Source organism: Kaistia nematophila (assembly GCF_026343855.1).
Classification (GTDB): Bacteria; Pseudomonadota; Alphaproteobacteria; order Rhizobiales; family Kaistiaceae; genus Kaistia; species Kaistia nematophila.
The window spans coordinates 668,174-681,652 of sequence record NZ_JAPKNK010000002.1 but is presented as its reverse complement, the minus strand read 5'-3'; the positions used below and the strand labels follow the sequence as shown (position 1 = coordinate 681,652).

The window sequence follows — 13,479 nt, the reverse complement described above, 5'->3', positions numbered from 1 at the left end:
CTGATTGAACCGCGCCGACGGGGCGGGCGCCATCGCCGCGCCTGGTCCGGTCTGGCGCAAAAACATGGCTCTGCGTGCGCCGGTCAGTTGAGCTGCCCGTTGCGGTAGTCGCGCGGGCTGACGCCGTACTGGCGGCGGAAGGCGCGGCTGAAATGCGAGAATTCCTTGAAGCCGCGGCTGAGGGCGATCGTGTTGATCGGCAGGCCGCGCTGCAGCGGGTCGGCCAGTTCGCGGCGGATGCGGTCGAGCCGCTGGCACTGGATCCAGCGGGCGACCTGCTGGCCCTCGGCCTCGAACAGCTCGTAGAGCCGGCGCAGCGAGATGTTCTGCGCGGCGGCGATGTCGCGGGGGGCGAGGTCGGGGTCGTCGAGGCGCGACAGGATATGAGCCTTGATGCGATCGACGAGCGCGAGGCCGCTCGCGGTCAGCGGCGCCTGCGCGTCGGCGCCGATGAGCGCCGTCGCCATCAGCTCGACGATGTGGCTCTCCAGCCGGCCGGCCAGGGCCGCCGGCACCTCGATCGGCTGCAGGCAGAGGCCGGCGACGAAATCGAAGATGAAGCGGCCGGCGAGGCCATCGGCGGAAAGCTCGTGCGCCACCAGCCGGTCCACCGCCGGCACGCGCTCGCGCAGCGCGTCGCGCGGCACCTTCAGCGAGATCTGCCGGTAGGGACCGTCGAAGCCCATGCGATAGGGCTTGCGGCTGTCATAGAGCACCATGGAGCGCGGCGCGGTCACGAGGTCGCGGCCGTCATGGCTGAAGGCGCATTGACCGTCGAGCTGGATGGTCAGCTCGAACCAGCGGTCGTCGCTGGCGCCGATCTCCTTTTCGGTGCGGATGACGTCGAGCTTGGTCGAGCGGATGTCGGCGACGGTCAGCTCGCCGATCCGGAGCCACGAGACCTGGCCATAGAAGCCCGATGCATCGGCCCGGCTGAGCCGGGTCGGCGGAAACAGGCTGTTGGTCGCCTCGCACCAATAGTCTAGCCGGTCGGACGCCGCCACCGCGTCCGTGTGAAGCTCCTGCCAGGCGAATCCCGATGCCGTCATGGCTGCTTCCGCTCCATCGTCAGGTTGCGAGAATGTCGGCGCCGTCGAACAGGTCTTCCGGCCTGAAGTCGGTGGTGATCAGGGCGTCCTCGCGCAGGTAGCGGATGATCACTTCGAGCATGGCCCTGTTCCTGGCGAAGCCGGCCGGCCAGTAGTCCTTGCCCAGCTTCGCCTCGGCGTCGAGCAGCGCCTCCAGCTGCCAGGGCAGGATGGTCGAGAGTGCGGCGGCCTCGTACATCTTGGCCCGCGCCACGGCATGGGCGGCGACGAAGGCGTCGTAGAGCGCCTTGGTGACGCCGGGATTGGCCTCGGCGATCGGCCGCTTGATCGCCAGGATATGCATCGGCGGATAGATGCCGGTGCGCTGGTAGTAGTCGAGCTCGACCGGCATCGGGTTCTCGAACAGCCTTCCGACCGTCTCCGACGGCCAGGTGCTCGGCGCGCGCGCCGTGTAGAGCGCGTCGATATCGCCGGTCGAAAGCATCGCGGCCAGGCTCTTGTCGGTGCGGTGCTCGATGGTGAACTGGTCGGGATAATATTGAGGGTGCTCGTCGCCGGAACGCGGCGCCTCCAGCCCGCCGGTGACATAGATCGGCGCCGTGCGCGGCAGGCCGTAATGCTCCTCGAAGATGCCGCGCTGCCAGACGGCGGCGGCCATGTCGAACACCATCAGGCCGATGCGCTTGCCGGCGAGATCGGCCGGCTTGGTGATGCCGGCGGCCTTGTTCACGAAGACGCTCGAAAAGCGGAAGTGGCGCGACGGGAAGATCGGGATGCCGAGATAGGGCCGGTCGGGCCTTTCCAGCGTGCGCAGATAGGTCGCGAGCGGGAATTCGCAGACGTCATAGGTGTGCTCGGCCAACTGCTTGTTGAACAGCGCCTGCACGCCCATCAGTTCGATATCGGCGTCTACGCCCGCGATCTTCGCCTCGCCGAAGGCGAGGGGGCGGGTGCGGTCGCTGTCGCTGACGCCGATCTTCAGTTTCAGGGAAGTCATCGTCTTGGGCATTCCTTGGTTCAGAGCGGGCGCAAGCGGGCTACGAGCACATCGAGCAGTTCCGGCAGCGCCAGCGGCGTCGCGTTGGCGCCGCCGCGTGCGTAGATGCCGGTCGCCTGGGTGATGTCGGTGCCGAGCCGGGCGGCGAGGCGCTCGACGGCGTCCTTGCAGTCGTCGAGCGTCGGCAGGCAGGCGATCGGCTGTCCGGCCGGCAGGTGGTCGTTGGCGCCGACCAGCTCGACGCGGCCGGTGCCGACCTTCTTCGCTGCCGGCACGTTGTTGGCGGCGCGCTCGCCGCGGCCGATGACGAAGCTGCGATGCGTCAGTCCCGGCGCGACCCAGGCGACGATGTCATCGTAGTGATGGCCGATGCGGGCGATCACATGCGCCAGCGCCTCGGACATGGCGTTGTGCATCAGCGCATAGTGCCGGCGCTCCTCGTCGCCCCATTTCCAGCGCGTCGCCGAAATGGCGATGGCGGTCGAATTGGCGCGCCAGGGCGACACGGCATTGCCGCGCTTCTCGAACAGGCCGGGATCGTCATAGGCGGTCGCCGGCGACGGCAGGCCCTTGAACGATACGATGTGCTCGTAGGGCACGAGCGCCATCGGCTCCGAGATCACCATGCGGTGGATCACCGTGCCGGCGTCGTCGATCAGCGGCGACAGGTTGAGCACGTCGTTCGAGAACTCCGGCTCCAGCCGGGCCTGAAGCTCCTGCGGCAGGTCCAGCCGCTCGGTCGGGCGGAAGCCGGAATCGATCAGGCGCTGGTTGATCGCCTTGTGCTCGGACGAGAACGGGTAGGGCTTGGTCTTGGTGCAGGGCATGAACAGCAGCACCCGCCGCTTCGCCTCGGGAAGCTTCGGCTCGTATTCGTCGCGGATGAAGTCCAGCCAGGCGGCGATGCGGGGATGCGCGAGCGAGTCGACATTGTCCTGGGGGCTGTAGAGGCAGAGCGACGGATCCAGCTCGAACGGGCTCTGGATCTTCTCTGCCGATTCCAGGATGCGCTGGGCGCGGTCGGTGACGGTGACCATGGCGAACTCTTCTCGATTGCGGGTTCAGGCGACTTTGGTTTGGCGGACGGCGCGCGCGGCGTCGAAGGCGGAGGTGTCGAGTTCGGCGACGTCATAGGCCTTGAGGCTCGGCAGGTACTCGTCGGCGTCGTCGAGGAAGAGCTGGCGGGTGATGCCGAGCGCGATCCGGTCGGTCGAGAATTTCAGCTGCGAGATGCCGGCGGCGCCGCCGAGGCTCGCCATGGCGCCGAAGGTGTGGCTATAGATGTTCTTCAGCCACGGGGCGCTGCCCGGCACCTTCTCGGTGAACTGGAAGCTCCCCGTCAGATAGGGGTAGCCGGCCAGTGTCGCGTCAGCCTCTCCCGGCTCGGGCTCAAAGCGATCGGACCAGAGCGCGATCTTGTCGGCGAAGCCGGCGGTCTCCGGCCGGTTGGCGAGGTCGATGACGAAGCCGGTGCCGACGATCAGGAAATCGCACTCGAACACGCCGCGCGGCGTCTTCAGGCGGACCGAGCGGCCGTCGAAATCGACGCTCTCGAACGGGCTGCCGAGATGGAGATCGAATTCGTCGAAGCGGGCGCAGCGCTCGAACGTGTCCTGCGGCGGCGGCTGGTTCATGCCGAGGAAGTGGCGCATGAAAGACCATCGGCGCGCATCGTCGAGATCGCCGAAATGGCGCATGAAGCCGGCGAATTCGATCCAGCGGTTCGGGTTGATCCGGGGCAGGGCGCGGCGGCGCGCGAAGAGATCGACCGAGGCGGCGCCATGCTCCAGCGCGGTCGCCGCGTTGTCGAAGGCCGAGGCGCCGGCGCCGAGAACGGCGACCCGCTTGCCGCGCAGCGCCTCGAAGTCGATCGCCTCGGAGGTGTGGGCGTAGCGCTCGCGCGGCAGCGCCTTCTCGATCATCGCGGGCACCGCCCAGCGTCCGGATCCTTCGATGCCGGTCGCCAGCACGACATTGCGCGCCAGGATCGTCTCGACCGTGCCGGCGATGCGGGTCTCGATCGCCAGATAGCCGTCGTCGCGCGGCTGGATGCCGACCACCTCGGCATCATGGGTGGTGTCGATCCCGGCCGTCCGTCGCAGCCATTCGAGATAGTCGTTCCAGTCGCCGCGGGGGATCTTGCCGAGCGCCGCCCAGGCTTCCCTGCCGTATTTCGTTTCGTACCAGGCGCGGACCGAGAGCGCCGCGATGCCGAGCTCGGGACCGGAGACGGTCTTCGGCGTCCTTAGCGTGTGCATGCGGGCATAGGTCACCCACGGGCCGGAGAAGCCGGAGGGGCTGCGGTCGAGCACGCGGATATTGGTGACGCGGTCCCGGAGAAGCCGGAAGGCGAGCGACAGGCCGTTCTGGCCGCCGCCGACGATGACGACGTCATGGACCGGGCGGCCGTCCGCCTCGCGCGGCCTCACCCATTCGCGCGCCGGATAGTTCACGCAATCGAGCTCGAAACGGGCGCGCTGCGCCAGTTCGTCGAGATCCCGGGCTTCCTGTGTCATGCCTTGTGCTCCAACTTCCTGCGTCTGGCCCCGGCCGAAAATCCGCATGCCGCCGCAAGTCGCGGCGCTGGTGGCGTCGGATGGATGGGGTTGGACCGATCCGGTTTTCCGGTCACTCGGGCCAGTTTCAGCGAAGCAATTGCCGTACCAGTTCAAAGTCCCGCCGGCTGGCGGGGGCGGTTGCCGGCGATGCTGCCGGATTGGGCATTCGCCGCTTTCCGCCGCAGCCGACCCGAGGCGCTTGCCTAGCCTTCGGCCAGAAGCCGCCCCCAGCCGGCGATTGGTGTCGAGATGCCGGCGAGCCGGCACGCCTCCCAGAAAGTCACGGCGATCGAGTCGACGATCGGTATGCCGAGCTCGGCCTCCATTTCCTCGACGAGCTCGGTGGCGTTGAAATTGGTGCAGACGACGGCGATGCAGTCCGGCTTGCTCTTCGCCGCTTCGCGCAAGAGCGCACGGATCGGCTCCGGGCCGGTGGCGCCGATCTCGATGTTCTCGCGCACGCCGAGGTGGGCCGAGCCGACCACCGGAAAGCCCTGACGGCCATATTCGACGGCGATCTGGCGGGTGATGTCCTCGGTATAGGGCACGGCGAGCGCGATGCGGCTCCAGCCCTTCTCGCGAAACGCCTTGAAGAAGGCGATGGTCGAGGTCGAGGCGACGACGCCGGTCTCTTCGGTGATCGCCTGGCAGAGCGCGATGTCGTGTTCGAGCCCGCGCCAGCTTGCCGAGGTGCCGTTCCAGAGGATGGCGTCGAGCGGCGCATCGGCCAGCAGCCGCGCGCCGGCCAGCATCGGCTCCATCTGGAACTGCGCCTCCGAACTCGCCTCCAGCGCGAGATGGGTGACACGGATGCGGGAGAAATGATGCGCGAGCTTGCCGTCCAGCGGACGGTTCATCGCGTAGGTGAGGGGCTCCAGCGCCGTATTGGAAGAGGGGGTGATATGGCCGATGCGGGCGATGGTCATGACAATCCGGAAGTTTCGAGGGCGGGAAGGCCGGCCGTCATCCGGCCCTGGTAGAAGGCGAGCGGCGCGCCGTCGCGGCAGGAAAGCGCGACGACCTCGCCGATGAGGATGCGATGATCGCCGCCGTCGAGGATCTGGCGGGTCTCGCATTCGAGATGGGCGAGCGCGTCGGTCAGCAATGGCAGGCCGCGTTGCGAGTCCGTGATTGCGTGGCCGTCCGGCGCATAGGGACCGGGCCGGGCGAACTGCCGGGCCGTCTCGATCTGGTCGGCGGCCAGGATGTTGATGGCGAAGTGGCCGGCTTCCTCGAACACCGGACGCGACCAGGCCCGGTCGCGCAGGCTCCAGAGCACCAGCGGCGGATCGAGCGAGACGGACGAGAACGAGTTGATCGTCATCGCCGTCTTCACCTCGCCGAGCGCGGTGGTGACGACCGCGACGCCCGTCAGGAAGGTCGAACAGGCCTGGCGGAACTGCGTCGTGTCGAAGGTCTGGGTCAGGGCTGTCATGGATTGTCGCCTTCGAGCGGAAGCAGGCGGGAGATCGGAAGCGGCTGGCTGCGCGCAGCGTGGGCAAAGGCGACCGCGTGCGGCTCGATGCGGCCGGCGAGCGCCCTGGCCCCGGCGAGGTCGGTCGCGAGCCGGGCGACGGCCTCGGCGACGCGGCCGCGGATCGAGGCCGGGTCGATCGTCGTCGAACGTCGGTCGGCGACGACGAAGCGGCCAGCGACCATGACGTCCGTGACGGAGGCCGAGTCCGCCGCCGTCACCACCTGGTTGAGCGGATCGGTCAGCGGCATGAAGTCGATATGGCCGAGATCGAAGAAGACAAGATCGGCGTTGGCACCGGTCGCGATCCGGCCGCCCGAGTGGTGCCCGAGCAGACCGGCGCTGCCGGCGGTCGCCAGCCGCAGCGTTTCCGCTGCGCCGAGCCAGTCCTCGCGCCGGCTGTCGAAGGCGCGCGAGGCGTAGGAGGCGAGCCGGATCGCCTGCAGCATGCTGAGCGCGTCGGAGGAATTGGCGCCGTCGGTGGCGAGACCGACCGGAATGCCGCGTTCGAGCATCGGCCGGACATGGGCGACGCCGGAGCCGAGCCGGAAGTTGCTGGCCGGGATATGGGCCACGGCGCATTGGTGCGTCGCCAGCAGGTCGAGATCGCTATTGTCGAGCCAGACCGCATGCGCGGCGATGAAGTCGGGGCGCAGCACGCCGAGATCGGCGAGGCGGCGGACCGGCGAGACGCCCCAGAGCTCACGCGCCACCGTCGCCTGCAACCGCGATTCCGCGATGTGCATGTGGATCGGCAGGTCGCGGCGATCGGCCAGATCGACGCATTGGCGCAGAAAGCGCTCGGAGCAGTGGTGCGGGATGGTCGGCGCTATGGCGAGTTCGATGCCGAGGGGAAGCTGGTTGCGCATCGCCGCGATCGCCTCGATGGCGGCGATGGTCTCGTCGCCGGAGCCGAGCGCGAAGCCGCCAACCGCCTGGCGCAGATCGTCTGGGAGGGAGTCGAACAGGCCCGGAATGGCGGTGAAAAGCGTCTTGTCGGCCACCATCGGCGCGAGCACGGCCCGGATGCCGGCGTCGGCATAGGCGCGCGCTACCGCCATGAAGCCTTCCGGCGTCGGCCGGGGAAACTCGTAGACGAGATCGAAGCAGGCGGTGCAGCCCTTCGACAGCATGTCGAGCGCGCCGACCAGCGTCGAGAGATAGATCGTCTCCGGGTCGCGCGCGCCGCCGAGCCAGGGTCCGTTGGTGAGCGAGGCTTCCAGCGTCCAGCGGTCGGCGACGCCCTTCATCAGATTGGCGTGGCCATGGGTGTGGGCGTTGACGAGGCCGGGCAGGATCAGCCGGTCGGTCGCGTCATGGCGGATCGCGTCGCCGGCGTCGATGCTGCCGGGCGCTGAGATGGCGCGGATGCGGCCGTCCTCGATCAGCAAATCGCGGGTGGTGACCGCCTCGGATGCTGGATCGGCGACGAGGCCGTTGGTGATCAGGATGCGCGAGGTGGTCATGCACCGACCTCCGGCGGATGATTGGCGATCCAATGCCGTGCGATCTCCGAGCGGCCGGCAAACCAGACGTCGTCGTGGCCAAGCGCGAAATCGAGGAAGCGTTGGATGCCCTCGAAGCGAGACGGCTGGCCGGAGATGCGGCCATGCAGGCTGACGGTCATCATGCGCGGGTGGCGCGCGCCTTCGGCGTAGAGCACGCGAAAGGCGCTGGAGAGATGATCGGTGAACTCGGCCGCCGTCGCGAGCTTCGCCGTCGCCAGGCGGTTGTCGTTGTGGGTGAAGCTGTGCGGCACGACGAGATGCGGCGCGCCCGATACCTCGACCCAGTAGGGCAGGTCGTCGGCGTAGGAGTCGGAATCGTAGAGGAAGCCGCCATGCTCGGCGAGCAGGGCGCGGGTGTTCTCGCTCGACGAATAGCGGCTCTGCCAGCCGAGCGGAGCGCGGCCGACCGTCCGTTTCAGGCTGGCGACGGCGCGGGTGATCGCCGCGCGTTCCTCTGCCTCGTCCATGCGGTAGGGCCGGACGAAGCGCTCGCCATGGCAGCAGAGGTCCAGGTCGCCCTCGCGGATGGCGCCCGCGATTTCCGCGTTGCGCTCCAGCGCCTGCGAGCAGGCATTGATCGTGAGGGGGACGCCAAGGTCGATGAAGAGATCGTGCAGGCGCCAGAAGCCGACGCGGCTGCCATACTCGAACAGCGTCTCGGCGACGAAGTCGCGCCGTCCGGCCGCGACCTCGCCTGGAATGGCGTCGGTCAGGCCCGTCTCGGAGCCGGCGTCGCCATCGGCGATCGACGGCTCGGCGCCTTCCTCGACATTAAGCACGAAGACGACGGCGAGGCGCGCGCCGTCCGGCCATTTCGGGTCGGGCGGGGTGCGGCCATAGCCGACGAAGTCGCGCGCTCCGTTCGGGACGGGCCTCATGGGCGCGGCCGATCGGCGAGCAGGTTGCCGAGCGCTTCGGCGAAGGCGAGTAGGCGCGCCTCGCCGCGCGGTCCGGCGACAAGCGAGAGCCCAACCGGGCAGCCGTCGATCACGGTCGCGGGAATCGCGATCTGCGGCAGCCGTGTCAGGCTGGCGACGCAGGTCAGCGCAAGCGTCTTCTCGCGGAATTCCACCTGCGCCGAGACGGGCGCATCGCGGCGTGGCGGCAGGTCGTGCGCCGTCGGGATGACGATCATGCCGTCGTCGCCGAGCCAGTCGACCAGCCGGTCGGTCAGCGCCTCGCGGCGCGGGATCGCGGCGGCGACCGCCTCGGCCGGAACCGTCGCCGAAAGCGCGATGCGCTCCTCGACCGCCTGGCTCAGGTTTCGGCCCGGCGCGGTGCCCCAGGCGCCGAGGGTCGACCAAAGGTCGTGCAGTTGCAGCGGCCGGAAGGTATCGAGCCAGGGCGCGATGCCGTCCTCGAACAGGCGGATCTCGGTCGCCGCGCCGAGCGAGCGGGCGATCGGCAGCAGGGCATCGCCTATGCCGTTGACGGGGATGTCGAAGGCGTCGCGGGCGATCATCAGGCGTGGCGCGGCCTGCGGTCCTATGGCGCCGAAATAGGCCTCGCTGACACGTCGCAGCGTCTTCGGATCACGCGCCAGCCAGCCGACCGTGTCGAAGCTCGGCGCCATCGCCATGATGCCGGCGACCGAGACGCGGCCGAAGGTGGTGCGCAGGCCATAGAGCCCGCAGAAGCTCGCTGGAACGCGGATCGAGCCGCCCGTGTCGGTGCCGAGCGCGAAATCGGCGAGGCCGGCCGCGACGGCGGAAGCCGAGCCGCTCGACGAGCCGCCGGGCGCGCGGTCCGGCGCGTTCGGGTTGATCGGTGTGCCGAAATGCGGGTTCATCCCGAACATGCCGCAGGCGACTTCGTCGGTATGGGTTTTGCCGACCAGTCTTGCGCCGGCGACGAGCGGGACGAGCACGGATGGCGCGGTCGCCACCGCTGGCTGGCCGTCGCGCAGCCGGTCGGGGTTGCCGCAGGCGGTGACGCTGCCGGCGACATCGAACAGGTCCTTGACCGCGAAGCTCAGGTCGGCGAGCGGCCCGGTCTCGGAGAACCGGAACGGCGCCGGTCCATGGTCGACGAAGGCGAGCGAACGGATTTCCGCCGCCGGGTCAGCAATACGTGCGTTCATGGCCGGTCACTCGGCCGCCGACAGCAGGGACGGGTTTTCCGGCAGGCCGTAGGTCGCCTGGAACTCGTCGACGAAGCCCTTGACGCCGTCCCAGTCGAAGAAGCGGAAGGCGTTGCCGCGCGTGACGAAGGTCGGGCCGGAATAGAACATCTCGTATTGCAGGTGGCGCGAGCCGAACTCGGATCCGACCGCGTCCCAGGCGAGCTTCATCAGCTTGACCCGGCCGACCGCGTCGGTGACGACGGAACGCTGCGTCTTCTCGATGATGGCGCGCGTCTCGGGCGTCTCGAAATCGGCGATCGAGGAGGGAACCATGATCATGCCGCCGCCCGAGAGCGTGCGGATCGCCTCGATGATCTCGGGATAGGTCGTCTGCGCGATCACCTGCGCCGTGCAGAGGATGGTCCGGTTCGGCACGTAGTAGCCGTTGAAATATTCGCCCGAGGCTTCCATCGCGATGATGAGCGCCTCGATGTTGTTGACCTTGGCGGCGAGCAGGCCCAGCGTTTCGCGTACCTGCGGATAGTTGATGATGTTGTTGAGCTCGGCGATCTTGCGGGCGAGGCCGAGCAGGAACTTCACCTTCACCATCAACCGGATGATGCACTGGTAGTTCTGGAAGACGTGCGCGCGCGTGTCGTGCCACTGCGCCTGCGCCATCTTCAGGTCCTTGTGGACGAAGACGCGGTCCCACGGGATCTTCACATCGTCGAAATGGACGACGGCGTCGTTTTCGTCGAAGCGGGACGAAAGCGGATAGTCGAAGGTCGAGGTCGCCGATTGCTCGTAGCTGCGGCGCGACATCAGCGTCAGGCCCTTCTCGCCGATCGGCAGCGCGGCGGTGAAGGCATAGGCCTCGTCGCCGGCCTGCAGCGCGTTGAAGCCCGAGACCATCATCTCGTTCGCCATCACGCCGCTGGTCGCCAGCATCTTGGCGCCGCGGATGGTGATGCCGGTGCTGTCCTCGTCGACGATCGAGGCGACGAGGTGCGGGTCCGGCTGGCCGCTCGCCGTCTTCGCCTTGTCGGACTGCGGGTTGATGATGACGTAGGAGAGGTAGAGGTCGTTGTCGCGGGCGTAGTCGTAATAGCCCTCGAGCGCGTCGGCGCGGGCCGGGTCATGGTCGCGGAAGGCGGAGAGGCCCATGCGGAAGCCGGCGAAGGTCGAGGCGACGTGGTCGGGCGAGCGGCCGATCATGCCGCAGGTCAGCCCGGCCCATTGCTCCAGCGCCTTGCGGCGTTCCACCAGCTCGCGATGGTTCTTCGGCAGTTGCCAGCCACGGCTGACCTGTTCGCCGGTCTTCGGCGAGCGGAAGGTCATCGCCTCGATGTTTTCCGGCGCCGCCTGGAAATCGTAGAAGCTGCCGGCGGTCGCGACCGCGTTTGCAAAGGCGGGATCCGTCGTCACATCGGCGACGCGCCGTCCGTCGATATAGATCGAGCGACCGTCGCGCAGGCTTTCGATGTGTGTCTTGCCGTTCTTGACCATGGCTGTTCCTGCTGAGCGAGCTGGAGGCCACGATGCCGGGCTTTTGCCCTCCGCGATCGTAAGCGGATAGAGGGGGAGAAGACGCTCTGCCGAGGCAGGAAGCTTGGCCGCCCAATATCGGGTTCGGCGCTGCTCCCCGAAAGCTATGCGCTGGCCGCCTCACGCGTCAAGCTCGGCAGCGAGCAGGTGCGATAGGCAGTTGCTGCTTTATCAGGCAGGGCGCGCTTCTGGGCATTGTGTCGTCCGATCTGCGGGCATCGTGACCGGCCCGGATCGACGCGTGGTGCGCACGCGAAGATCCGAACCTCATCCATGCCAAGCAAATCGCAGGCCGCGACGGGCTGGACTAACCCTTCGCCAGCGCCACGACGGGATCGAGCTGCGAGGCGTTGCGGGCCGGCAGATAGCCGAAGACGACGCCGATCAGGCTGGAGCACAGGAACGCCATGACGATCGAGGTGGTCGAATAGATCAGGCTGAAATTCGAGCTGAAGATGCTGAACAGGACGCCGAAGCCGAGCGCCGTGCCGATGCCGATCAGCCCGCCGATCAGGCAGACCAGGATCGCCTCGATCAGGAATTGCTGCAGGATGTCGCCCTGCCGCGCGCCGACCGCCATGCGCACGCCGATTTCCGAGACGCGCTCCGACACCGACACCAGCATGATGTTCATGACGCCGATGCCGCCGACGATCAGCGAGATCACGGCGATCGAGGCGACCAGCAACGTCAGCGTCGCCGTTGTCGCGGTGATGGTCTGGCGGATGTCGTCGGTATTGAGGACGAAGAAGTCCTTGGTGCCATGGCGCTGGGTCAGGAAGGTGGTGACCGCGGCCTCGGCGAGGTCCGTCGCGACATCGTCGGCGACGCGGACCGTGATGCTGCGCAGCGACGTGCTGCCGAGGAAGCGGGCCTGCACGGTGGTGTAGGGCAGGAACAGCGACAGGTTCTGGCTCGATCCGAAGCCGCCCTGCTGCGGCTTGGCGATGCCGACGATGCGCGCCGGGACCTGGCCGATCAGGATCACCTGGCCGACGGGACTGCCGTCGAAGTCGGAAAACAGCGCCTTGCGGGTGTTCTCGTCGATGACGACGTCCTGCGCCATCGAGCGGACGCTTGCGGCGTCGAAGAACTGGCCGGCCGCGAGCGTCGTGCCCTTGGCGGCGAAATACTGTTCGCTGACGCCGTTGACGAGCGCGCTCGCCTCCTTGGAGCCGAAGCGCACCGAGCTCGAGGTGGAGACGGTCGGCGTGACGGCGGCGACATAGGGCTGCTTTGCAAGCTCGTTGGCGTCGGCGACCACCAGCGTGGTGATCTTGCCCGAGCGCATGTCGCCAAAATCCTTGCCGGCGAAGATCTCCAGCGTGTTGGTGCCGAGCCCGGAGATGTTGGCGAGCACCTTCTGGCGCGATCCCTCGCCGAGCGCGACGACGCTGACCACCGAGGCGATGCCGATGATGATGCCGAGCATGGTCAGGAAGGTGCGCAGCTTGTGGGCCCGCATGGAGAGCAGCGCCATGCGCAGCGCCTCGCGGCCGCGATCGAGGATCGAGCCCCAGCGGCTGCCTTTCCTCTGCGCCTTCGGCGCGGCGTGGCCGATGGCCGGGGAGAGCGGCTCCTTCGGCTTGCGCGTATCGGAGATGATGACTCCGTCGCTGATCTCGATGATGCGCTCGGCGCGCGCGGCGACCGCCATGTCATGGGTGACGATGATGACCGTCTTGCCCTCGGCGTGCAGCTCCTCGAGGATCTTCAGCACTTCCTCGCCGCTGTGCTTGTCGAGCGCGCCGGTCGGCTCATCGGCGAGGATGACGTTGGCGCCGTTCATCAGGGCGCGGGCGATCGAGACGCGCTGCTGCTGGCCGCCGGAAAGCTGGCCGGGGCGGTGGTCGGTGCGGTCGGCCATGCCGAGGCGGCCGAGCAGGGCGGCGGCGCGGACCTGCCGGTCCTGTGGCGACTGGCCGGCATAGACGGCCGGGATCTCGACATTGCCGAGCGCGGTCAGTTCGGCGAGCAGGTGATAGCGCTGGAAGATGAAGCCGAAATGCTCGCGTCGCAGCGCCGCCAGTTCGTCCGGCTCCAGCAGCGAGGTCTCGCGGCCGGAGATGCGATAGCTGCCGGAGGTCGGCCGGTCGAGGCAGCCAAGAATGTTCATCAGCGTCGACTTGCCGGAGCCGGACGCGCCGACGATCGCCACCATCTCGCCGGCGGCGATCGAGAGGTCAACGTCCTTGAGCACCGCGATCGTGCCGTCGCCGGAGGGAAACTCCCGGCGCAGGTCGGATAGCGTGATCAGCGGTTCGGCGGTGTTCGGGGCGTGCATTC

Annotated in this window: 11 protein-coding genes; all 11 read right to left on the bottom strand. The window is 68.1% G+C overall.

All coding sequences use genetic code 11. From position 1 onward, the window contains the following. Positions 1 to 83: 83 nt before the first annotated feature. Complete coding sequence (locus OSH07_RS07465; protein ID WP_266337983.1) at positions 84 to 1,049, bottom strand: AraC-like ligand-binding domain-containing protein; 966 nt, start codon at positions 1,047 to 1,049, stop codon at positions 84 to 86. Positions 1,050 to 1,068: 19 nt separating this feature from the next. Next, the gene (locus OSH07_RS07460) at positions 1,069 to 2,046 is read right to left on the bottom strand and encodes a hypothetical protein (protein WP_266337982.1); all 978 of its coding nucleotides are present in this window, start codon (positions 2,044 to 2,046) and stop codon (positions 1,069 to 1,071) included. A 20-nt stretch (positions 2,047 to 2,066) separates the two neighbouring features. Continuing rightward, entirely contained in the window at positions 2,067 to 3,083 is a 1,017-nt protein-coding gene (locus tag OSH07_RS07455) for a hypothetical protein (protein WP_266337981.1), read from the bottom strand. A 24-nt stretch (positions 3,084 to 3,107) separates the two neighbouring features. After that, a complete protein-coding gene (locus OSH07_RS07450) occupies positions 3,108 to 4,562 on the bottom strand; it encodes an FAD-dependent oxidoreductase (protein ID WP_266337980.1) in 1,455 nt (484 codons plus the stop codon). A gap of 245 nt (positions 4,563 to 4,807) precedes the next feature. Next, a complete protein-coding gene (locus OSH07_RS07445; RefSeq protein ID WP_266337979.1) occupies positions 4,808 to 5,530 on the bottom strand; it encodes a maleate cis-trans isomerase family protein in 723 nt (240 codons plus the stop codon). Next, positions 5,527 to 6,039 (bottom strand): flavin reductase family protein, encoded by a 513-nt coding sequence (locus OSH07_RS07440; protein WP_266337978.1) that lies wholly within the window; start codon positions 6,037 to 6,039, stop codon positions 5,527 to 5,529. The genes OSH07_RS07445 and OSH07_RS07440 overlap by 4 nt, the downstream gene beginning before the upstream one ends. Then, positions 6,036 to 7,544, bottom strand: coding sequence for an amidohydrolase family protein (locus tag OSH07_RS07435; protein ID WP_266337977.1), 1,509 nt, complete (start codon positions 7,542 to 7,544; stop codon positions 6,036 to 6,038). Before OSH07_RS07435 ends, OSH07_RS07440 begins: the two co-directional genes overlap by 4 nt. After that, positions 7,541 to 8,464 (bottom strand): polysaccharide deacetylase family protein, encoded by a 924-nt coding sequence (locus OSH07_RS07430; RefSeq protein WP_266337976.1) that lies wholly within the window; start codon positions 8,462 to 8,464, stop codon positions 7,541 to 7,543. Before OSH07_RS07430 ends, OSH07_RS07435 begins: the two co-directional genes overlap by 4 nt. Further along, complete coding sequence (locus OSH07_RS07425; protein ID WP_266337975.1) at positions 8,461 to 9,666, bottom strand: amidase; 1,206 nt, start codon at positions 9,664 to 9,666, stop codon at positions 8,461 to 8,463. The genes OSH07_RS07430 and OSH07_RS07425 overlap by 4 nt, the downstream gene beginning before the upstream one ends. Positions 9,667 to 9,672: 6 nt before the next feature. Next, a complete protein-coding gene (locus OSH07_RS07420; protein ID WP_266337974.1) occupies positions 9,673 to 11,154 on the bottom strand; it encodes a 4-hydroxyphenylacetate 3-hydroxylase family protein in 1,482 nt (493 codons plus the stop codon). A gap of 346 nt (positions 11,155 to 11,500) precedes the next feature. After that, entirely contained in the window at positions 11,501 to 13,477 is a 1,977-nt protein-coding gene (locus tag OSH07_RS07415; protein ID WP_266337973.1) for a MacB family efflux pump subunit, read from the bottom strand. Positions 13,478 to 13,479: the final 2 nt, after the last annotated feature.

What these genes read in the sequence shown, in the direction of transcription:
- OSH07_RS07420 (WP_266337974.1), bottom strand. Translation starts at nt 11,154, where the DNA reads ATGGTCAAGAACGGCAAGACACACATCGAAAGCCTGCGCGACGGTCGC.
- OSH07_RS07415 (WP_266337973.1), bottom strand. Translation starts at nt 13,477, where the DNA reads ATGCACGCCCCGAACACCGCCGAACCGCTGATCACGCTATCCGACCTG.
- OSH07_RS07465 (WP_266337983.1), bottom strand. Translation starts at nt 1,049, where the DNA reads ATGACGGCATCGGGATTCGCCTGGCAGGAGCTTCACACGGACGCGGTG.
- OSH07_RS07460 (WP_266337982.1), bottom strand. Translation starts at nt 2,046, where the DNA reads ATGACTTCCCTGAAACTGAAGATCGGCGTCAGCGACAGCGACCGCACC.
- OSH07_RS07435 (WP_266337977.1), bottom strand. Translation starts at nt 7,544, where the DNA reads ATGACCACCTCGCGCATCCTGATCACCAACGGCCTCGTCGCCGATCCA.
- OSH07_RS07450 (WP_266337980.1), bottom strand. Translation starts at nt 4,562, where the DNA reads ATGACACAGGAAGCCCGGGATCTCGACGAACTGGCGCAGCGCGCCCGT.
- OSH07_RS07440 (WP_266337978.1), bottom strand. Translation starts at nt 6,039, where the DNA reads ATGACAGCCCTGACCCAGACCTTCGACACGACGCAGTTCCGCCAGGCC.
- OSH07_RS07430 (WP_266337976.1), bottom strand. Translation starts at nt 8,464, where the DNA reads ATGAGGCCCGTCCCGAACGGAGCGCGCGACTTCGTCGGCTATGGCCGC.
- OSH07_RS07455 (WP_266337981.1), bottom strand. Translation starts at nt 3,083, where the DNA reads ATGGTCACCGTCACCGACCGCGCCCAGCGCATCCTGGAATCGGCAGAG.
- OSH07_RS07445 (WP_266337979.1), bottom strand. Translation starts at nt 5,530, where the DNA reads ATGACCATCGCCCGCATCGGCCATATCACCCCCTCTTCCAATACGGCG.
- OSH07_RS07425 (WP_266337975.1), bottom strand. Translation starts at nt 9,666, where the DNA reads ATGAACGCACGTATTGCTGACCCGGCGGCGGAAATCCGTTCGCTCGCC.